The sequence below is a fragment of the Marinomonas sp. FW-1 genome (assembly GCF_005222245.1).
Taxonomy (GTDB): Bacteria; Pseudomonadota; Gammaproteobacteria; order Pseudomonadales; family Marinomonadaceae; genus Marinomonas; species Marinomonas alcarazii.
Genome location: NZ_CP025987.1, coordinates 731,587 through 751,332 on the forward strand (window position 1 = coordinate 731,587; position 19,746 = coordinate 751,332).

The window sequence follows — 19,746 nt, forward strand, 5'->3', positions numbered from 1 at the left end:
TAAACAAAAAAAACGCCCCGAAGGGCGTCAAAATTTATAAATTTATTGAGTACTGTATTGAGTACGGTTTGGGTGGAAATGGTTATTGAACGATTTCTGGTCCCATAATGCTGTACGGCAATGCAGTAGATAGAGCTGGGATGTAAGTGACCATCACCAAGAACACCATCAGTACTAATACAAATGGCATCGCCGCTTTTACTACACGCGCCAAGCTCATGCCGGTAATACCAGAGGTAACAAATAGGTTCAAACCAATCGGCGGCGTGATCATGCCGATCTCCATGTTTACAACCATGATGATACCAAGGTGAATTGGATCAACGCCCAGTTCCATCGCAATAGGGAATACCACAGGAGCCACGATAACCAGCAAACCTGATGGTTCCATGAATTGACCACCAATCAACAACAAGATATTCACCGCGATCAGGAAGGTGAACCAGTTAAAGCCAACGCCAAGCATCCACTCTGTGATCATTTGCGGAATACGCTCTGCAGATAAGGTATGAGCAAACAACAGAGCGTTGGCGATGATAAACATCAACATAACCGTTGTTTTTGTACCTTCTAGCATAACTTTACGAGACTCTTCACCAAACAAAGAAGGGAAGAAACCACGAAGCATCATGGACAAGTTACGGCCCCAGATTGGCATGCCGGCAGCCAAACAAGCGCCAATAGACTCTTCTAGCTTGCTAGAGCGTTTGTAGACATAAAATATAGCCAAAGCGACAGACATGATCGCGCCCCAAATCGCACGGTCGCCACCAGTGACGGTTTCGCTGTCAGCGAACACGAAGAATGACATGATTTCCCAAACAAGGAAGAAAGACACGCCATATACCGTTCCGTTGAAGCCAACACGTGCATGAGGTGCGTCATTGTCGTTCGTCCATGTTTTGCCTTTTAAAGGCCCCATATCGCGATAAACAAACAAGGCGATAAACATAGAGTAAACAGCAGCAACAACCGCGGCTTCTGTTGGCGTAAATACACCACCATAAATACCACCCATGATGATAACGACAAGGAACAAGCCCCAGCCAGCTTCTTTACCACCACGGATTAAGTTGCCAAAGCCTTTCCATTCTTCAGCTGGTAGCTTTTTGATACGAGCAACCACATAGATCGCCAACATCAGCATACCGCCCGCCATCAAACCAGGTATAACCCCAGCCAAAAACATACGGCCAACCGATACGTCAACAGATGCGGCATATACCACCATCACGATGGATGGTGGAATCAAAATACCCAATGTACCAGCGTTGGCAATGATACCTGCCGCGAATTCCTTTGAGTAACCCACCTGCGTCATACCCGCAATGGCGATAGTACCGATGGCAACAACCGTTGCTGGAGAGGATCCAGACAGAGCTGCAAACATCATACACGCCAATACCGATGCCATCGCCAAGCCACCACGAAAGTGACCGACACTGGCAATGGCGAAGTTAATCAAACGTTTCGCTACGCCACCAGTCGACATGTAAGACGAGGCAATGATGAAAAACGGGATAGCAAGCAAGGTATAGTGTTGACCTGCCCCGAACAGAGAAATAGCCACAGACGACAAGGAGTCGTGCGAGAAAAAAGTAATAAACAGTATGGACGATAAGCCCAAAGATATACCAACGGGTAAGCCCACAAATAGCAGGACGATTACCAATGAAAATAGAATGATTGATTCCACAATGATGCTCCTGCGCTAGTCTTTCAAGACGTTTTGGTTTTCTTTGACAAGATCTTGTGCCTCATGGCCACTGATCAGCATGTCTCGTTTGCCGCGGGCAATATCGATAAATGCTTGCAAAGAACGATAAGAAAGGAGAGCCAAGCTGATTGGCAGGATAACAAGAACAATCCAACGGTGAACGCGTGGGCGTAAACCAAACATTTCTTGTACAAATTCTGGGTAACGAAGCTCTTCGGAGCCTATGCCAATTTTGAACATTTTCAACCAGTACTCGATGGCGCCGCCACTTACGTCTACGCCAAGCATCGCGAGCCACGTAGAGTCGAGTAAGATAAGGCCATAAAGCATAGCGGCCGCTGCACCAAACAAAGAAAGTGCTTTGGTTATAGGCTTTGGAACCGCGTTCAAAACAATATCGACGCCTAGGTGAAGGCCGGTTTTGATACCGTAACTCATGCCCAATAGAATTAACCAAGAGAAGGCGACGGTATTGAATTCAAGTGCCGCATCCCAGCCTGTGTTAAAACCATAACGAGCCACAACTTGCCCGAATGATACAGCCATGATGGAAGAGATAACGATGATTAGCAGGTTTTCTTCAGCCCGTTCCATGACTTTTGGGAAGCGTTTCTCTAATGCCCAAAGGATAATAATAAAAATAAGTAAATAAAGGTGCGGCCAAAGTGCCATGGGGGGTCTCCTTAACTAAGTGGACCAGAACAAGTTAAAGTGCAGCGGTGGGGTATCTTGTAGGTTCTAGGACCGATCTCTGGTGAAGAGGAAGGGATCAAGAAAGCACAGGATAAAACCACAAGAGCTGACCGGTTAAGGTCAGCCCACTGCGGGATAAGAAAGGATTACGCGCCAGCAGCAGCGTCAATCAAATCTTTACCGATGTAGCTTTCAAATTGCTTCCAAACAGGCTTCATTGTATCAACCCATTCTTGACGTTGTTCAGGTGTCAGCACGTTGATCTTGCCACCAGCATCCAAGATGTTTTGACGGTTAGCCGCTTCAGCTGCTTTCACGTTCAAGTTTGCTTCTTGTGTAACTTCATCAGCAATTTGCGTGAACTGCGCACGATCTTCAGGAGAAAGGCTCTTCAAGAATTCAGAAGATGTCATGAACAAGTAAGCCAACAACTGGTGGTTAGTTTCCGTTGTGCTGTCTTGTACTTCGTAGAATTTTTTCGTGTAGATGTTTGACCAAGTGTTTTCTTGACCATCTACAACGCCTGTTTGCAAGGCACCGTATACTTCAGAGAACGCCATCGCTTGAGGAGACGCGTCCATTGCCGCAATCATCTGTTTAGCAACGTCAGACGTTTGTACACGGAATTTCATGCCTTTTGCATCGCTAGGCACTAAAAGAGGCTTGTTGGCAGAAAAATATTTCATACCAGACATCCAGTAACCTAACCCAACGAAACCAGCGTACTCATCCATTTCGGTAAGTAGCTTTTTGCCTTCTGGAGTTTTGGTAAAACGGATAGCGTGGTCCATATCTTTAAAGATGAAAGGTAGATCGAATACACCGTATTTATCGGTATAAGAACCAAACTTAGATAGAGAAGGAGCAAGTAGCTGAACGTCGCCTAAAAGTAGGGCTTCAAGTTCTTTAGAATCACCAAACAATGTGGAGTTAGGGAAAACTTCAACACATAATTTGCCGTTCATTTCTTTATTAACACGATCTGCGAAGCTATTTGCAGCAACCACTTTAGGGTGAGTAGTACCACCTGTAACGTGGCTGAATTTGACAACACGCTCACCTGGATCACAATTCGCAACCGCAGTGCCAGCAGAAAGAGCAAGAGCTAATGAGGTTAGAGCAAGGCTGATTTTTTTCATTTTTATAAAACTCCAAAAACTGAATTATTATTGTTTACCTGATTTTTAGCCTGATATTTCTCCAAGTTCATATTTGAAGCAGACAGAGCAAAGCAGGTGATGCTAACCATACTGTTTACACAATCCATGCCAAATCTTTATATTTTTATTAACTTGTTGAATTTAAAGAATTAAATTTATTTTCAAGTCTTCGATTAAGAGCTTTGACTTATTTTGTCGGGGGGGATTGCACACATATAAGAGATGTAAATGGGTGGTTTTTCGCCTATTTTGATAGCGGAACGGTTGAAAGAAGCTTTTTGAAACTTTGGTGCATGGCTTTTTTGCCTGTTAGGTTCGCATTTCGACGAGTTTGCTCAGTGTTTCGTCCTAATGCTGCTTCTAGTAATAGTTGATGGCTTGGCTCTTTAGGTATTAATTGGCCTTGTAAGGCAAGAGACAGCGCTTTTTTAAAGAAAGTAGGACGAATACTGTCAAAGGGGCGGTGATGGTCTACAAATAACGCAAGATTATGGGCGTCTTGAGTGGTTAGTTTCACGAAAGACGGTATGTCAGATTGGTAGAAAGAGTATTGCTTCAAAATAAGTAAAATTAACTCAACGGATAAATCGTCATATTGCAGAAGTAGATTCATCAACAATTCTTCAAGCAGTTGTGATTGCCATTTTATTGCTTGCTGAGTGGCGAGCTGTGTTAGTGGCTTTACCATCATGATTGAATAACTGCCGCTGGCTTGGTCTTTAGCTGTTCCTAATCGAACCGGTAAAAAACCATTTTTGAGCCAAAATGAAAGCACATCAGGTGTAGCTGCAAAACTTGAACATAAAAAATCACAGTGCGTATTTGCCGACTTTTCTATGTAACTTAGCAACTGGCTTGCTAAGCCCTTATTTTGTTGAGATTGTTCCGTTGCAATACGGCTGATCCGCCAATAGCCATACTGTCCCGCGTTTTCAAATCCTTCGTGAGCAAGCAAGGATTGCGGTACTAAGTGTCCTCGTGGGCGGCGTTTTCCTTGCATCACCGCTAGACTCAAATCTTCTGGCAAATGCCCTTCTTCTGTCACTATGGCGACACTGTGTATTTGCTCTGCTGTCATTGAAATGAAGCTGGTAACGGATGGATCATCCAGCACCCATCTTAAATTATCTGCTGACGTCTGATAGTGGGCGCTTACTAATAACTGGAAGGTATCATGGAGTAAATTGTTTTCTTTTATCCAGTCTTTGCCTACCAGCCTCTTATTTGTGATGTCGTCTTGGATGGAGGAGGCGACTCTGATATCAAACCTTTGCTTTGCTTGTTCTTTAGGTGCCAGCAAGAGTGTGTTGTTGATCCAATTTTCAAGTGGGTCATTTTCCCCCCATCGAATAGGTTGGCTCAACACAAGCGGTTGTAACGCCAATGGTTTAGTGGTCTTTTGTGATGCCAAATGTTGGCAAAAACGAATGCCAAAACCCTTACCAGAGCCTTCGTAACCATAATCTGTTGTACTAAATAGACAATGGTTGGCTTTTTGATTTAGTGCCATCAGCAAAGGCAACGGGATCATTGAAGCTTCATCGACAAAGAGAAAGTCCCATTGGTTTGAGTCATCCATTAGGGCGTCGGGTGCATAAAAAGGAAGCGTAACAGTGTTTGCCTCAAAATGGCTTTCGAATCGTGCTTTAAGACTCACAATCGCATCTTGGTTGGGAGCGGTAATGGCTACACGTTTGCCTGCTTGTACAAGCTTGGCCAAACTGTCTCCTAATAGCGTGGATTTACCGCGTCCACGGGGCGCAATCAATACATAAGACTGTGCTTGCTCGGCAAATAAACAAGCTTGGGCATTTGCTTGTTCATCTGTCAGTGGCGCATTGTCATCCAAAAGGGTGAGTGCTGGTAGCGGGGCGACCTGATGGGCTTTTAGCTCTTGGAAAGGGGAAGTGTTTTTTAAGTGATCAAGTAGATAACGTTTGAAATTGGAATAAACTTGTTCTGGTTCGTAGGGCCAAGGTAAATAACGAGAGAGTTCTTGGTCTGCCATACTTAACCAATCGGCGTGCGGTAAGACGACAGCGAACAGGCCATTACCCCGAACAGTGCCCGATAAAATAGCTAATGCGCTGGCTGACACGCCTTGGGTTAGATCGACTAAGACAGCGTCATAGCAGCTACCAAGCTCTTGTCGAGTTTGTTTAAAAGCGCAGGTTTTAAATGGCTTTCTTTTTAAAGATGGAATGAGTAATTCGTCATATTGGCTCACATCATGAGCAGCAATAAGAGGTGTAGAAAAATTTTCGCACAACTGAAGAAAGTCTGGCAAAACCTCGCGAGGCGAGCCTTTTAAAATAAAACAGTGACGATGGTTGTCAGACATTAAAATAAATTCCCTTGTGGTCGTACGACAGAGACTTTCGTCTCGCCTTTGCGCGTTACTCATGCAAAGACCTCTATCATACTGTGACCACAAGGTAGCGCCAATGCTTATGAGGCCTAAGCGATAACAAATAAATCCATGAAGCGATTCACAGCAGTGCTTTCAAGAGCGGCTTGATCTTTACAAAGTGAAAAAATCTGCTGGCACTGACGGTTTGGGAAGCGCGTCGCCAAGTTGTTTTTGAACTTCTGTTCCAACAATGGAATGCCTTCTTCGCGACGGCGGCGATGTCCGACTGGATATTCCACCACCACTTCCTCTGTGCTGCTGCCATCCTTAAAGAACACCTGAATCGCATTGGCAATGGAGCGCTTGTCGGCTTCTAAATATTCGGCAGTGAAGCGTTTGTCTTCGACGATTTCCATTTTGTTGCGCAGCTCATCAATGATGGGATTGGCAGCATGAAAGTCGTCTTCGTAATGTTCGGCAGTTAAATTACCGAATGCGAGTGGCACTGCCGCCATGTACTGCAAGCAATGGTCACGATCTGCAGCGTTCGCCAATGGGCCAGACTTGGAAATAATGCGAATCGCCGATTCATGAGTACGAATAACGATTTTGTCGATGTCGGCTAAGCGGTCTTTCACAAGAGGGTGCAAAGTAACGGCCGCTTCAGCCGCGGTTTGAGCGTGAAACTCGGCTGGGAAAGAGATCTTGAACAAGACGTTTTCCATTACGTACGTGCCGTAATCTTGTGAGAAAGAAAACTCACGTTTGTCATCAGGCTTAATGGCTTGGTCTTTATTGGTTTTTGAGAAAGACACGTCATAAAAACCCCATTGCTCTGCGGTAAGCACACCGGGAATGCCCATTTCGCCTCGCATCGACATATCGGCCAAACGCACCGCACGAGACGTTGCATCGCCAGCCGCCCACGATTTACGAGAGCCAGCATTAGGTGCATGACGATAAGTACGCAGAGCAGAGCCATCGACCCAAGCTTGTGAGACCGCCGCCATGATTTGTTCTCTGTCACCGCCCATCATCTTGGTGACCACAGCAACCGAAGCAACCCGTACCAATAATACGTGACACAAACCCACGCGATTGAACGAGTTTTCTAGGGCGATAACGCCTTGAATTTCATGGGCCATTACCATGGCTTCTAACACTTCTCGCATGGTCATCGGGCTTTCGCCATTCGATAGACGAACTTGTGAAAGGTGATCGGCAACGGCCAAAATACCGCCTAAGTTATCGGAAGGATGTCCCCATTCTGCCGCTAACCACGTGTCGTTGTAATCCAGCCAGCGAATGATGCAACCAATGTCCCACGCGGCTTTCACTGGGTCGAGGGACAAGGATGTACCTGGAACGCGAGCACCATTTGGCACCACTGTGCCTTGGACAATGGGGCCAAGGTGCTTGGTACATTCAGGGAAGCGTAGGGCCAGCAAGCCACAACCGAGTGTGTCCATTAAACAATTGCGTGCTGTGTCGAGAGCTTCTTGGCTTTCGACTTTAAAGTTCAATACATAATCTGCAATATCTTGGATGACTTGGTCGTAATCTGGGCGGTTATTTAAATCTACGTTGTTGCTCATGAGTGATCCTTAATCGTCAAGTTTTGATGCTGATGTTGAGTTAATGACGGTCGTCAATATCCACCCACTCAGAATGGTCAGGCCCTGTGTAATCAGCGCTAGGTCGAATAATGCGGTTTTTCGCTCGTTGTTCCATGACATGGGCGGCCCAGCCGGTGACCCGGGAGCAAACGAAAATAGGGGTAAATAATTTGGTGGGAATGCCCATAAAGCGATACGCGCTGGCATGGAAAAAATCCGCATTACAAAAGAGTTTTTTCTCGCGCCACATGACTTCTTCACAACGTTCTGATACCGCGTATAAATGATCGTCACCGACGTCTTCGCTGAGCTTTTTGGCCCACTTTTTAATGATGTCATTGCGTGGATCGCGTTCACTGTAAATAGCGTGACCAAAGCCCATGACTTTTTCTTTATTGGCGAGTTTTTGCAGCAAGGCGGCTTCGGCTTCGTCTGGGGTTTTCCATGGTTCTATCATGTCCATCGCGGCTTCATTGGCGCCGCCATGAAGTGGCCCGCGTAAGCTGCCAATGCCGCCAGTGACGCAGGAAAACATGTCTGACAAGGTGGAAGCACAAACGCGAGCAGTAAAGGTGGAAGCGTTGAATTCGTGCTCAGCGTACAAGATCAAAGACGCGTTCATAACCTGGGTATGAAGGGCGCTTGGTTCTTTGTCATGCAGCATGGTGAGAAAATGACCTGCTAAAGAAGGCACGTTGGCATTGTGCGTATTTACGCGAACGCCATCGTGGCTAAAACGATACCAATAGACCACCATAGCTGGCAGGGTGGCAATCAATCGATCGGCACTATGTAGCGCCAACGAGGGGTGTTTATCAAACGGCAGTTCAGGTTCAAGATTCCCTAAAAAGGAACAACCTGTTCGCATCACATCCATTGGGTGCGCACTGGCGGGAATCAGCTCTAATACCGCTTTTAGCTCGTCAGGTAAACTACGCAAGCTCATTAATCTTTGTTCGTAATCGTGCAGTTGTGTGCGATTAGGTAATTTGCCGTATAGCAAGAGATACGCGACTTCTTCAAAGCTCGCTTTGTCGGCTAAGACATCGATGTCGTAGCCGCGATAGGTTAGTCCAGAGGCCGCTTTGCCTACGGTACAGAGTGCGGTTTCGCCTGCGCTTTGGCCTCTTAGACCTGCGCCAGAAAGTACTTTAGCCATTTTTCTACTCCATTTTGTTATTGTTTAGAGAAGTAACTTGTTCTTTCTTAGACCCTTATTTTTAGGCTCTTATTTCTTAGACTCTTATTTCTTAGAGAAGAGCGCGTCTAATTTGTCTTCGTATTCATGGTAGTTGAGAAAGTCATAAAGCTCGTTACGAGTTTGCATAGTGTCGATCACATTGCGCTGGTGGCCATCGTTTAATAAATGCTGATAGACATTGAGGGCGGCTTTGTTCATGGCGCGAAATGCGCTTAATGGATAGAGCACCAAATCCACACCAGCACTGGCCAACTCTTCTTTGCTGAACAGTGGTGTGGCGCCAAATTCGGTGATGTTTGCTAAAACAGGCACCTTCACGGCAGCGACAAATTCTTGGTATTGATCCAAAGTGATCATGGCTTCTGGGAAGATCATGTCGGCGCCAGCTTCGACGCAAGCAATGGCTCGTTCGATAGCGGGTTCCATGCCTTCTACAGCCAGAGCATCGGTGCGCGCCATGATGACAAAATTGTCGTCAACGCGTGCATCAACACAAGCTTTTACGCGGTCGACCATTTCATCTTGACTGACAATGGCTTTATTCGGGCGGTGCCCACAACGTTTTTGTTGGACTTGGTCTTCAATATGCACCGCCGCTGCGCCGGCTTTTTCCATTTGTTGAATGGTTCTGGCGATGTTAAAAGCACCACCAAAGCCAGTATCAATATCGACTAACAGCGGCAACTTAGATGCAGACGTAATGCGTCTCACATCTTCTAGTACATCATGCAAATCAGTCATGCCAAGATCAGGTAAGCCATAGGAGGCATTCGCGACCCCACCACCTGATAAGTAAATGGCATGATGACCTGTTTGTTCCGCCATCATTGCGCAATAGGCATTGACGGTTCCGACGACCTGTAAGGGAGATTGTGTGGCGACGGCTTGTCTAAAACGGGCACCAGCTGAAAGTGTGGTCATTGGATTCCTCTCTTATTGTTATCAATGTATGGCTAGAGTGAGGTGACAACGGCGTGTTGCATTGCTTGTTCTAGTAGTTTGCTGGCACGGCTGATATGACGTCGCATCAGCAGTTCAGCAAGATCGCCTTCGTGATTCGCTATCGCATCCAGAATGGCTTTATGTTCCCTTAATGCTTGGCGTGGATCGCTGCGTTGATCTGCAGTATGGCGACGATACATGCGAATCACTGCATACAATTCTTCTGTTAACAAACGGATTAGCTTGCCGTTACCGCTGGCGTGAATAATGCGTAAATGAAAATCGTCGTTGCCGCCTTGTTGCACATAATGTTCGTCTTGGTTGGCATCTAGGTGAGCTTGGTGTTTATCGAGTAGCGCGTACAAGCTGTTTATTTCATCTGTCGGCATGCTGCTGGCAGCTAATCGAGCCGCCATGCCTTCTAACGCTTCGCGCATGGCAAAGGTATCAAGCATATCTTGTGTGTTTAGCTGGATAACTCGTGCACCCACATTAGCGGTACGCGTGACTAATCCTAGTCCTTCTAATTTAACGATGGCTTCCCTTAATGGCCCACGAGAAACGCCATATTGTTTGGCCAGTTCTGGCTCTGATATTTTGCTGCCTTGGGGGATATCACCCTGCACTATCGCATTGGTTAGCTGTTGAGCGATGTCTTCCGATAGTGTTGCAGATTTAATTGAAATAAGGTTGCTCATAATAGGAGAAAACACTTTATTGTTGACAATATTTGGATTTATAGTCGTATTTTTGCGGCTTATCAAGTTGGATTGTCAACAATCTTATGGTTTCTATCTTATCCTTTAGTCGTATGTTTGATCGTTGTAGGCGAGTGTAAAACTGCTAACACTGTGTTTATTCAGAAGTTTTTGGCGTTTATTGACGAGAAACGCTTGGTTGAATATCAAAAGCTGATAGAGTCATAAGAATCATTTGACTATCAAGTGTGTCGACCATCCTTTTAAGAGGTTTGTTTGATCGCGCAACTAAATAGGGAAAGCTATGAAAAAAATTAAAAATGAAGCCGCTCTTAGTAAAAAAGCCATTCAAGTTGGCGAGAACTACGCGCTCAAACGTGGCTATGCTGGCTTTTCTTCGACCATGTCGGCGAATGAGAAGACCGAGGCGATTTATCGTTTATTGGTGCTGGATAAGTTGATCGTGGGCTTGCCTGCTGACAAGGAAGATTTGCCAAGCATGAAGCACAAGTTGGCGTTGTGGATTCAGAAACTGTTGCCAAAAGACGATCCTCTTTTGAAGTAATAAGGCGTAACGCGCCAGGTATCTCCTTTCTCACTTCATGCTGCCGTTACGGTGAAGTGATTTTGTGCTTGTAACTTCTCTCTTCTTATAACCGATTAGTCTTCAGTCTATTTTCCTTTGCTCAATATCTTCAAGATCATGATTTTCTTCATCATACTTTTACTCCCTTTAAATTATGTTATAACATAACATAATTGATGTTTGTTTATTTCTTGAAGGTGTTGATGTGAGAGAAAATCTTAGTTTTCAAAAAGTGCCTCTTTCGGTGGATTTGAAAAACAGTCACTATAATTTGATTGATACCAATGGCTTGGATCAAGAAGAGGGTCTAGCGACAAAGCCAGCCTTGTTGGGTGTGGTGAAGTCTTCTCACCGAGAAGTGCTCGCTGATATTTATCAAAACAACATTAGTATGGCGGTTTGGCAAAGGTCGCTGGGCTCTATTTCGCAATATGCTGTGAGCTTACTTGAGTCTTCCCCGCACTTCGCTTTCACATCTCAGGGAAGTTTGGAGTACTTAAGCTCCATGTTAGGAAAACTGCTTCCCGAGGCTGAGGGTAAGGCTCTGTTCGTTGAGGATGTCGCGCTACTGGTCGACATGTTTGCGTGTCTATTTGACCTTGAAGAAGTAGGTCTGCGATTAAATGTGCTTTCAAACGCAATGTGTCCTCGCTTTCATGTCGATAAAATTCCCTGCCGATTAGTATCGACATACGCTGGCAGCGGTAGTGAATGGCTGCACGAGGCACATGTGGTGAGAGACCGTCTGGGACGAGGTGGACGAGTGAATGACCATAATAGTGGCTTGAATGAAAAAGGGCGCATTAACCAGCTTAATGTGGGTGACGTTGCTTTGATGAAAGGGGATGAGTGGCCTACCTCTTTGGGGCGAGGTGTGGTGCATCGCTCACCGTCAGCAAGCCTTGAAAGTAAACGCTTATTTTTAAGCTTGGATATGATTTAGCAATAGACTCTTATTAAGAGTCATTACCACTCAATGGCTTGATTGTTCCAGTCTAAGTAAGCGGCTTTGTTGTCCATAGTGATACTTTCCATAATGGATAAAAGCTGTGTTGCCACAAACTCCGCTGTAAAGAGCTTATCTTTTGGGACGGATCGTTGGAATGGTTTAGACAACGGCGTATCTGTGGTGCCTGGATGAAAAGCGATAAGTTTTACATTTTTAGCTCTTCTTGCGTATTCCACCGAGCTGGTTTGAATGAGCATGTTTAGAGCGGCTTTAGAGGCGCGGTAGCTGTACCAGCCGCCCGTTTTATTGTCGGAAATACTGCCAATACGAGCGCTGAAAAGTGCCACTTGAGTATCATGCTTACCTTGTAAAATAGGCAATAAACGGCTTAGCCACAGCATAGGGATGACCGTGTTGGCGTGTAAAACCGTGGTTAACTGAGAGGCGCTAATTTCTTCTAACTTTCTTTCTGGCATCATACTGTCGTTGTGTAGTATGCCATTACAAATCAGCACTTTGGTGATTGCGCCCGAATAAGGGGTAAGTGTTTGGCAAACTTGTTGGATGCTCGCTTCACTATAATCAGATTCAATCCATTGTGTTTTACTTGCTTTGTCTTGGCTTGGTGAAACGCGGCTAATGGCAAAGATGCCAAGGCAATCTTGGTTATCTTCAAATTGCTTAATGGCAGCTTGGGCAATGACACTGCTTGCACCAATCACAAGGGCATAGAAAGACGACATAGCGGGCTCCTACATTAATCGTGGCGAATTAAAGATCACAACGATCTTTGGCACAGGGTTCACATCGCGGTTTGCCAGTGACAAAAGATGAAATCTGGTGGCGATAGCGAGCAAATACTTTGTAGCCCATATCGGCGAAAACGCGGATGATTGGCCAGCGTAGCATTTGCATCCATTTGTGCTTTCCAACAAGTTGCCATGCGAGACACGTGACGTCTAACCCCTTGATAACCTTTCCGTCAGCCAGCTGGCCGTGAAGTAGCCTATCCCCTTCAATCGGATCAATATGGGGATATCTTTCTGTAAAATCATTGGCGTGGATGTCTTCTAGCTGCAATCTGTTGTTTGTGTCTAAAGATTGCAGTGTGCGCATTTCGGCTGCGCAAAGAGGACAATAGCCATCGTAGAAGATTGTTAACATGGATCATTACTCTAAACATTAAAGTGTTAAGTAATGATACGTGACTAGAAGTGTTTTAGATCAGTCTGCGGTCGTTAGTGTGATTAATAATGTGGGTATAACACCAGCAAATGCATGACACAAACGATAGAGGTTAGGCTAAAGTGAAGGGTCGCGTATGCTTTGTTTACATAAGAGGGTTTTATCCATCGTGCTTCCAGCCAAAAAAGACTGATAAAACCTAATAGCAGCAATACGATTGATAATTCAGGTGTTTTCAACAGTAACGAGCACCAAGCAGATAACAAAACGATATTAGAAGAAACCAATAATAGTTTACCTGCGCCGTTTTCTGGTTGTTCTATGACTCGACCCCAAATAACGCCACTGAGAAAACTTAGGATAACGGCCCCATACGTCGCAAAAATAGTTACGCCCGTATAACCAGCTAATGTGTTATTAGAAAAGTTTAGGTAAGTGGCCAAAGTAAATGGAATGATGCTTAATGCAGCGAGAGTGACCACTACAGGCTTATAAAAACGCATGTTGTTACCTTTAAAAAGTACCGAGAAAAAAGAAATATGAAAACAATGAGAATTATCTAACAAAATGAACTTTAAAACAGTACCTAACATCCTTCTTTTGTCCTATTTATGTACAAAAAAGTGTAAAGTTTTTTGTGGCGCTCTAATCAAGAATCGCCATTGAGCGAAATAGGGTCAACGAGTACAATGGTCGGCTATTATTACTTGAACGTGATGCCAAATCGGCTCTCATGTCCTTATTTAACGAATTTTGCTTAAGGTGTGTTTAGAAATGCCAGCTAAAACAATGGATGAACTCGTCTCCCTATGTAAACGTCGCGGATTTATTTTCCAAGGCAGTGAAATCTACGGTGGTATGCAAGGTGCTTACGATTACGGTCCGCTAGGTATTGAATTAAAAAACAACCTAAAAGCCGCTTGGTGGCGCTCAATGGTTTATGAGCGTGATGATGTAGAAGGTTTGGATGCTGCGATTATTCAAAACAAACACGTCTACAAATACTCTGGTCACGAAGATACTTTTACCGATCCAATGGTAGATTGTCACGAATGTAAATCTCGTATGCGTGCTGACCACATGAAAGACATTAAAGTATGTGACAACTGTGGCTCAACTAATGTAACAGAGCCACGTGATTTCAATTTGATGTTCAAAACCAACGTTGGCCCAATGGTGAACGAAGAGTCTTATACTTACCTTCGTCCAGAAACAGCACAAGGTATCTTCACTAACTTTAAAAACGTTGTTGATTCGACTTCTCGTACTTTGCCGTTTGGTATTGCGCAGATTGGTAAATCTTTCCGTAACGAAATCACGCCTCGTAACTTCATCTTCCGTGTTCGTGAATTCGAACAAATGGAATTGGAATTTTTCTGTAAGCCTGGCGAAGATGAAAAATGGCACGAGTTCTGGGTTGGAGCGCGTAAGCAATGGTGGTTGGATCAAGGTCTTTCTGAAGAGAACATTGAGTTTGAATATGTGACCGGTGATGATCTTGCGCATTACTCTAAATCTACTGTGGATATTTTGTACAAGTTTCCACATGGTTTTGAAGAACTAGAGGGTGTTGCGAACCGTACCGATTACGATCTAGGCTCTCACACAAAAGCACAAGAAGAGTTTGGTCTTTCTGCAAAAGTGAAAAAGAACGAGCATTCTACTGCTAAGTTAGCGATTCGCGATTTAGAAGAAAATAAATGGGAAGTTCCTTTCTGTATCGAACCTTCTGCTGGTCTAGATCGTGGTCTATTGGCTGTCATGACCGAGGCTTACACAGAAGAAGAGCTACCAAACGGTTCTACTCGTACTGTGTTGAAGTTTAAGCCTCATCTAGCGCCTATCAAAGTGGCTATTATGCCGCTTAAGAAAAACAAACCTGAAATCGTAGCGCTTGCGAAAGAATTGAAAAACAAGCTTCAGAAACTAGGTCTGGGTCGTATTCTTTATGAAAACACAGGTAACGTTGGTAAAGGTTACCGTCGTCATGACGAAGTAGGTACGCCAATCTGTGTCACCGTCGATTTCGATTCCATCGAGCAAGAAGGTGCGCCAGTAACGGTTCGTGATCGTGACACAATGGAGCAAATCGTTGTGCCAGCGGCAGAGCTACCAGCTTACGTGATTAACTACTTTATCAACCAGAATTAATTTGGCCTGATAGGAAAAGCCGCGGTGCTTGTTGAAAGCATCGCGGTTTTTTTATGTCTATTGTTTGAAGAGTCATCAAAATACGGACAAAAAAAGACCGCAGCTATGGCTGCGGTCTTTTGTGTGCATACTGCACAAAGGGAAATAAAGTAGAACCATTAATTAAAAACGACTTGTCACGCCCATATAGAAGACTCGTGGATTACCATCTCCGTGATCATCGCCTGTTTTTACAATCGTTTCTGTTATGTTGTCGATACCTGCACGCAAACTTAAATTCTTATTCACATTATACGTAGTACCTACATCAAGCGTTGTATAGGCTTCTGCAAAACGAATGCTGTCTTCTTTGTTATAAGCTTGCTTGCCTAGATACTGTATTTTGGTAAAAGTATTCCACTGTTCATTAATATCCCAGTATAGGCCGACATTGGCTGTCACTTCAGGAACGTTCATAAGTGGTTCGTCATTATCTTTTCTTTTAGACTCGATAATGTATGTTAGGTTTCCATTTAATTTAACTGTGTTACTGATTGGTGCTGCAAAAGAGGTTTCAATACCGCTTGTAGTCGCTTTACCCACGTTACGCTGAATGGTGAACCATTGACCGTTTCTGATGCCGTACAGACTATTTTGCATTAGGTCTTTTACATCGTTGTAGAAAAAAGTTGCATCAAACTGGTATCCAGATCTCTCGTAGTTAGCACCTATTTCATAGTTGGTGCTTACCTCAGGTTTTAAATCAGGGTTACCCAACATGGTACAACCTCCACTGGTATAACCGAGCGGAGCGAGAGATGTACAACCATTACCACGCGAGTAAGTACCTGAACTAGGAGAGCGCTCTTTTAATGTTGGGGCTCTGAAGCCTTGAGAAATGCCTCCTTTGATTGTCCAGTCAAGGTTTGGGTGATAAACCAAGTAGGCTCTTGGACTTAAGTGGGCATCAAAGCCGTCTGTTTTATCAAAACGCGCACCTAGAGTTAGAATCAGGTTATCTTGCAGATACAGTTGGTTTTCCGCAAAAAGGGAACCAGACCACCCGTCAGGATTTAAGTCGGGATCAATGGTATTTCCATCTTTATCAGCACTTAAATTACCAATTACTGCTCTGTTATAAATATCCTCTTCTTTATATTGCAGGCCGATCGTTACATCTTGATCAACACCAAAAGTTAAAGGGATATTTGTTTTAGCATCAAGTACCGTTTCGTTCGCTTCAGAGTCGCCAGTGGTGTAACCACCGCGACCATTCGGTACTGATTGGTCGTTATTATTGTATTGGTTATGATACAAATTGACCGTGTTTTTTACGTTTCCAATATAGCCTTCATAACCGACACCATAGCCTTTATGCTCTAATTCCCCTGCGCGAAACTGTTCATATTCTGCGTTAGGTGCGGATTCAGACTTTTGTAAACCATAATTGAGATTGAGAGTTACTTTATGGTTCTTATTTATTTGCCAATCAATTTCTGAATTGACACTACGGTTGTCTAATCCTGAGCTGCCTCGAGGGTTTGTGTCTGCCTCACTGTCTGTTTTATTTAAGCCCAGTTTTATTCCGACTTTTTCTGATATAGGACCAGCTATAGTTGCTCCTAATTGTTTGGTGTCACCATAGGAGCCGCTGTCAGGTTTCTGGTAATTTGCGCTCAATGTACCTTTCCATTGCGCGGGAACTTTTTTGGTGATGATATTGATAACGCCGCCCATGGCTTCAGAACCATATAGCGTTGACATTGGACCTCGAATAATTTCGATGCGTTCTATCATGTCTGGAGAGATCCAATCAATATCTTGTCCAACAAGGTCTGGGCGGTAGCCTGTGAGTGAAGATCCGCCTACACGTCTACCATCGACCATGATCAAGGTGTATTTGTCAGGCATGCCACGAAAAGTGATTTTTGAGCCTGCACCAGCAGTGGTATAACCGCCCGTTACGCCAGGTAAATCAGCTAGTAATTCGGATATGCTGGTAACAGGTGTTCTTTCAATATCTTCGCGAGTTATAACACTAATAGAAGCTGGGGCGTCTTTTATATCAACTTCACTTCCCGAAGCAGACACAACTAATTGATCTAGGTTGACTGTATTTTCTTCTGCTAAGAGCGTTGTTGAATAAGTGGTAGCACTTATTAAAGCGGCCAGTGTTGTAAGTTTATAATTGCGAGCTGAAGGGGTCATTATGAACAATTTCTCCATAGTTGTATTGGAACTAATTTTGTATAATTAATGTATGAATGGTGTTAAGAATGCTTATCATTTGTATTATCTAGTATTATTATTTTTTTGTGTTGGTACGCTCTGTTCCATTTTTTGCAACAACATGTGAAAGAGTGCAGTGCTCAGTGCACTTAAAAATGAGTCAAGGGAAAGTAAATGTACGATTTGAATGAAGTAAGGACGTTTGTATCTGTAATGGAAACAGGCAGTCTCAAGGAAAGTTCTCAGGAACTTGGGGTATCGAAATCCACGTTAAGTCGTCGCATTAGTCACTTAGAAGAAGCGTTGAAGCAACCTTTGTTACGCCGCCAAGCGAATCGATTGATTGCCAATGAAGCAGGTCTAAAATTTTTACCTTTTGCAAAAAAACTGCTTCATGTCGCCGATGAAGGGCACAAAGCCGTCGATGAGCTAAAAGACGAAGTAAGCGGCTCTTTGGTGGTTTATGTTCACACTACATTGGTGCGAGGCTGGTTTTCTGGGTTGATGTTTAATTTTTTGGATGAATTCCCTCAAGTAAACATAGAAGTACGTACAGGCAATCAGCTCTTCCAAGAAATAAAAAGTAATGATGTGTGTGTATGGGTTGGTGAACCCACAAATGAACAATTAAGGACAGAGAAAATAGGCTCCTTGAGCCAAGGCCTTTATGCCAGCGCCGACTATCTAGCAAAAATGGGAACCTTGAATCACCCAAATGATCTTAGTCAGTATGCATGGGTAGACACTCTTAAAAGCGAGTGTAATAACATAGTGCTAGAACACGAGGAAGAAGGATCTTTATCGGTGGATTTACCTAAGTCACGCCTAACGGTAGATCAATATATATTGCATGCCGAAGCCATTATCCAAGGTAAAGGGGTTGGCTTATTGCCACATTATTTTGCGGAGAAACACTTAAATCGCCATCCTGATATTTTTGTTTCTTGCTTACCTGAGTGGAAAGGCAACCCGTTACCTGTTTACTTGCAGTATCCTTTTGGGCATTTACCGAAAAAGATGCAGACATTGATCCAGTATTTACGAGAAGAAGCGAAAGTATTTTGTTAATCGCTGCTCCAGTGCTCAGTTATCTATGGATAGCAAAGCACTGGAGTCTAACGAAAGGTGCGGCCTAAGGTGTTTGTTGCCACCAAGGTGTAAGTGGTGGCAGATTATTAATCGAGAAGACTTGCCCAAACTCAGGTGTGCTTAACGTCACATTTCGACGTTCTGATTCGGCAACCACTCGGTCAAACGGATCATGCCAAGTATGAAAAGCCAAATCGAAAGTACCATTGTGAATTGGCATCATCACCTTCCCCTGTAGGTCGATATGAGCCTGAACACTGTCCTCTGGTTTCATGTGTATATCGGCCCAGTTTGAATCGTAAGCACCTGTTTCCACCATAGTTAGATCAAATGGCCCGTATTTGTCGCCAATCTCTTTGAAACCTTGGAAGTAGCCAGAATCGCCACTAAAGAAAAGGCTTTCCTGTGGCGTTTTTATCACCCAAGACCCCCATAAGGTCATATTGCCATCACCCATGCCTCGGCCAGAAAAGTGTTGAGTTGGCGTAAAAGCAATCAAGCCTTGGCGAGTCTGAATTTCTTGCCACCAATCCAATGTAATGATTTTACTTTCCTCGACTCCCCAATCGATTAGGTCGCCATCTACGCCCTTTGGCACCAAAAACTGCTGTGTTTTCGCAAGCAAAACCTTAATGCTCGCTTTGTCTAAATGGTCATAATGATTGTGGGAGATCAATACCTTATCGATAGGCGGTAAATCTTCTAAACTAATTGGCGGCTGGTGGAAACGTTTTGGACCAATAAACTGAAAGGGTGAGGCGCGATCAGAAAATACTGGGTCGATCAGCCAATATTCGCCATACACCTTCAACAAAATAGAAGAGTGGCCCAGTTTAACTAAATGCAGTGTGTCGCTACTTAGAGCATCTAAGTCTGCTCGACTAACGGTTCGTACCGGAATGTTAATATCGGGTGTAGTGTCGACTTTTTTCTCGGTAAAAAATCGTACCCATAACGTGACGGTATCAGAAAAAGACATCGGGCTACGTGGCGCTGTATTGTGAAACTTTGAACCTTCGTAAGGAGCCGATGTGGCCTCGTTGATCGGATTCACCTTTGCTTTAATACTGTTATTTACGATATAAATCGCCAGACTCAGCATAATGATCAAGGCAACAATTAGCTTGATAACAAACATAGAACACCACTTTTAGATTGGATAGCCGATTATAATTTGGGCTAATGGAATAAATACAACAGG

Annotated in this window: 17 protein-coding genes; 4 read left to right on the forward strand and 13 right to left on the reverse strand. The window is 44.2% G+C overall.

What is annotated here, in order from left to right:
* Positions 1–82: 82 nt before the first annotated feature.
* The 8 genes from C1X04_RS03395 to C1X04_RS03430 form a co-directional block, all read right to left on the reverse strand.
* Complete coding sequence (locus tag C1X04_RS03395; RefSeq protein ID WP_110575731.1) at positions 83–1,696, reverse strand: TRAP transporter large permease; 1,614 nt, start codon at positions 1,694–1,696, stop codon at positions 83–85.
* Between the two features lie 15 nt (positions 1,697–1,711).
* Positions 1,712–2,389, reverse strand: a complete 678-nt coding sequence (locus tag C1X04_RS03400; RefSeq protein WP_110575729.1) for a TRAP transporter small permease — start codon at positions 2,387–2,389, stop codon at positions 1,712–1,714.
* Between the two features lie 167 nt (positions 2,390–2,556).
* The gene (locus C1X04_RS03405) at positions 2,557–3,549 is read right to left on the reverse strand and encodes a TRAP transporter substrate-binding protein (protein ID WP_110575726.1); all 993 of its coding nucleotides are present in this window, start codon (positions 3,547–3,549) and stop codon (positions 2,557–2,559) included.
* 265 nt (positions 3,550–3,814) lie between these two features.
* Positions 3,815–5,911: a tRNA(Met) cytidine acetyltransferase TmcA gene (locus C1X04_RS03410; RefSeq protein ID WP_137169177.1), complete on the reverse strand. Its 2,097-nt coding sequence runs from the start codon at positions 5,909–5,911 to the stop codon at positions 3,815–3,817.
* A gap of 116 nt (positions 5,912–6,027) precedes the next feature.
* Complete coding sequence (gene prpD / locus C1X04_RS03415; protein ID WP_137169178.1) at positions 6,028–7,515, reverse strand: 2-methylcitrate dehydratase; 1,488 nt, start codon at positions 7,513–7,515, stop codon at positions 6,028–6,030.
* A 40-nt stretch (positions 7,516–7,555) separates the two neighbouring features.
* Positions 7,556–8,695, reverse strand: a complete 1,140-nt coding sequence (prpC, locus tag C1X04_RS03420; protein WP_137169179.1) for a 2-methylcitrate synthase — start codon at positions 8,693–8,695, stop codon at positions 7,556–7,558.
* 84 nt (positions 8,696–8,779) lie between these two features.
* The gene (prpB, locus tag C1X04_RS03425; protein WP_137169180.1) at positions 8,780–9,658 is read right to left on the reverse strand and encodes a methylisocitrate lyase; all 879 of its coding nucleotides are present in this window, start codon (positions 9,656–9,658) and stop codon (positions 8,780–8,782) included.
* A gap of 32 nt (positions 9,659–9,690) precedes the next feature.
* On the reverse strand, positions 9,691–10,377 hold the full coding sequence (locus tag C1X04_RS03430) for a GntR family transcriptional regulator (RefSeq protein WP_137169181.1): 687 nt from the start codon (positions 10,375–10,377) through the stop codon (positions 9,691–9,693).
* A 304-nt stretch (positions 10,378–10,681) separates the two neighbouring features.
* On the opposite strand from C1X04_RS03430, the gene C1X04_RS03435 reads away from it, so the two are divergent.
* Entirely contained in the window at positions 10,682–10,942 is a 261-nt protein-coding gene (locus C1X04_RS03435; RefSeq protein WP_110575714.1) for a DUF5062 family protein, read from the forward strand.
* A 226-nt stretch (positions 10,943–11,168) separates the two neighbouring features.
* Positions 11,169–11,906: a DUF1826 domain-containing protein gene (locus tag C1X04_RS03440; RefSeq protein ID WP_254682324.1), complete on the forward strand. Its 738-nt coding sequence runs from the start codon at positions 11,169–11,171 to the stop codon at positions 11,904–11,906.
* 23 nt (positions 11,907–11,929) lie between these two features.
* Here the strand turns inward: C1X04_RS03440 and C1X04_RS03445 are convergent, their stop codons facing one another.
* The 3 genes from C1X04_RS03445 to C1X04_RS03455 all read right to left on the reverse strand — a co-directional run bounded on the left by C1X04_RS03445 (position 11,930) and on the right by C1X04_RS03455 (position 13,600).
* Positions 11,930–12,655, reverse strand: coding sequence for an SDR family NAD(P)-dependent oxidoreductase (locus C1X04_RS03445; RefSeq protein ID WP_110575712.1), 726 nt, complete (start codon positions 12,653–12,655; stop codon positions 11,930–11,932).
* A gap of 28 nt (positions 12,656–12,683) precedes the next feature.
* Entirely contained in the window at positions 12,684–13,076 is a 393-nt protein-coding gene (locus C1X04_RS03450; RefSeq protein WP_137169182.1) for a thiol-disulfide oxidoreductase DCC family protein, read from the reverse strand.
* Positions 13,077–13,159: 83 nt separating this feature from the next.
* A complete protein-coding gene (locus C1X04_RS03455) occupies positions 13,160–13,600 on the reverse strand; it encodes a DUF3429 domain-containing protein (RefSeq protein WP_175404888.1) in 441 nt (146 codons plus the stop codon).
* Positions 13,601–13,871: 271 nt separating this feature from the next.
* On the opposite strand from C1X04_RS03455, the gene C1X04_RS03460 reads away from it, so the two are divergent.
* Positions 13,872–15,248, forward strand: a complete 1,377-nt coding sequence (locus tag C1X04_RS03460) for a glycine--tRNA ligase (protein ID WP_110575706.1) — start codon at positions 13,872–13,874, stop codon at positions 15,246–15,248.
* 162 nt (positions 15,249–15,410) lie between these two features.
* Here C1X04_RS03460 and C1X04_RS03465 read toward each other — a convergent pair whose 3' ends face one another.
* Entirely contained in the window at positions 15,411–17,435 is a 2,025-nt protein-coding gene (locus C1X04_RS03465; protein ID WP_137169183.1) for a TonB-dependent siderophore receptor, read from the reverse strand.
* A 195-nt stretch (positions 17,436–17,630) separates the two neighbouring features.
* On the opposite strand from C1X04_RS03465, the gene C1X04_RS03470 reads away from it, so the two are divergent.
* Positions 17,631–18,524, forward strand: coding sequence for a LysR family transcriptional regulator (locus tag C1X04_RS03470; RefSeq protein WP_110575702.1), 894 nt, complete (start codon positions 17,631–17,633; stop codon positions 18,522–18,524).
* Between the two features lie 64 nt (positions 18,525–18,588).
* Here C1X04_RS03470 and C1X04_RS03475 read toward each other — a convergent pair whose 3' ends face one another.
* Positions 18,589–19,683: an MBL fold metallo-hydrolase gene (locus C1X04_RS03475; RefSeq protein WP_137169184.1), complete on the reverse strand. Its 1,095-nt coding sequence runs from the start codon at positions 19,681–19,683 to the stop codon at positions 18,589–18,591.
* Positions 19,684–19,746 lie beyond the last annotated feature (63 nt).

Bases quoted from the DNA above. Each gene is read 5' to 3' on its own strand.
- C1X04_RS03400 (WP_110575729.1), bottom strand. From the start codon at position 2,389: ATGGCACTTTGGCCGCACCTTTATTTACTTATTTTTATTATTATCCTT.
- C1X04_RS03405 (WP_110575726.1), bottom strand. From the start codon at position 3,549: ATGAAAAAAATCAGCCTTGCTCTAACCTCATTAGCTCTTGCTCTTTCT.
- C1X04_RS03410 (WP_137169177.1), bottom strand. From the start codon at position 5,911: ATGTCTGACAACCATCGTCACTGTTTTATTTTAAAAGGCTCGCCTCGC.
- prpD (WP_137169178.1), bottom strand. From the start codon at position 7,515: ATGAGCAACAACGTAGATTTAAATAACCGCCCAGATTACGACCAAGTC.
- prpC (WP_137169179.1), bottom strand. From the start codon at position 8,695: ATGGCTAAAGTACTTTCTGGCGCAGGTCTAAGAGGCCAAAGCGCAGGC.
- prpB (WP_137169180.1), bottom strand. From the start codon at position 9,658: ATGACCACACTTTCAGCTGGTGCCCGTTTTAGACAAGCCGTCGCCACA.
- C1X04_RS03430 (WP_137169181.1), bottom strand. From the start codon at position 10,377: ATGAGCAACCTTATTTCAATTAAATCTGCAACACTATCGGAAGACATC.
- C1X04_RS03435 (WP_110575714.1), top strand. From the start codon at position 10,682: ATGAAAAAAATTAAAAATGAAGCCGCTCTTAGTAAAAAAGCCATTCAA.
- C1X04_RS03445 (WP_110575712.1), bottom strand. From the start codon at position 12,655: ATGTCGTCTTTCTATGCCCTTGTGATTGGTGCAAGCAGTGTCATTGCC.
- C1X04_RS03450 (WP_137169182.1), bottom strand. From the start codon at position 13,076: ATGTTAACAATCTTCTACGATGGCTATTGTCCTCTTTGCGCAGCCGAA.
- C1X04_RS03455 (WP_175404888.1), bottom strand. From the start codon at position 13,600: ATGCGTTTTTATAAGCCTGTAGTGGTCACTCTCGCTGCATTAAGCATC.
- C1X04_RS03460 (WP_110575706.1), top strand. From the start codon at position 13,872: ATGCCAGCTAAAACAATGGATGAACTCGTCTCCCTATGTAAACGTCGC.
- C1X04_RS03465 (WP_137169183.1), bottom strand. From the start codon at position 17,435: ATGACCCCTTCAGCTCGCAATTATAAACTTACAACACTGGCCGCTTTA.
- C1X04_RS03470 (WP_110575702.1), top strand. From the start codon at position 17,631: ATGTACGATTTGAATGAAGTAAGGACGTTTGTATCTGTAATGGAAACA.
- C1X04_RS03475 (WP_137169184.1), bottom strand. From the start codon at position 19,683: ATGTTTGTTATCAAGCTAATTGTTGCCTTGATCATTATGCTGAGTCTG.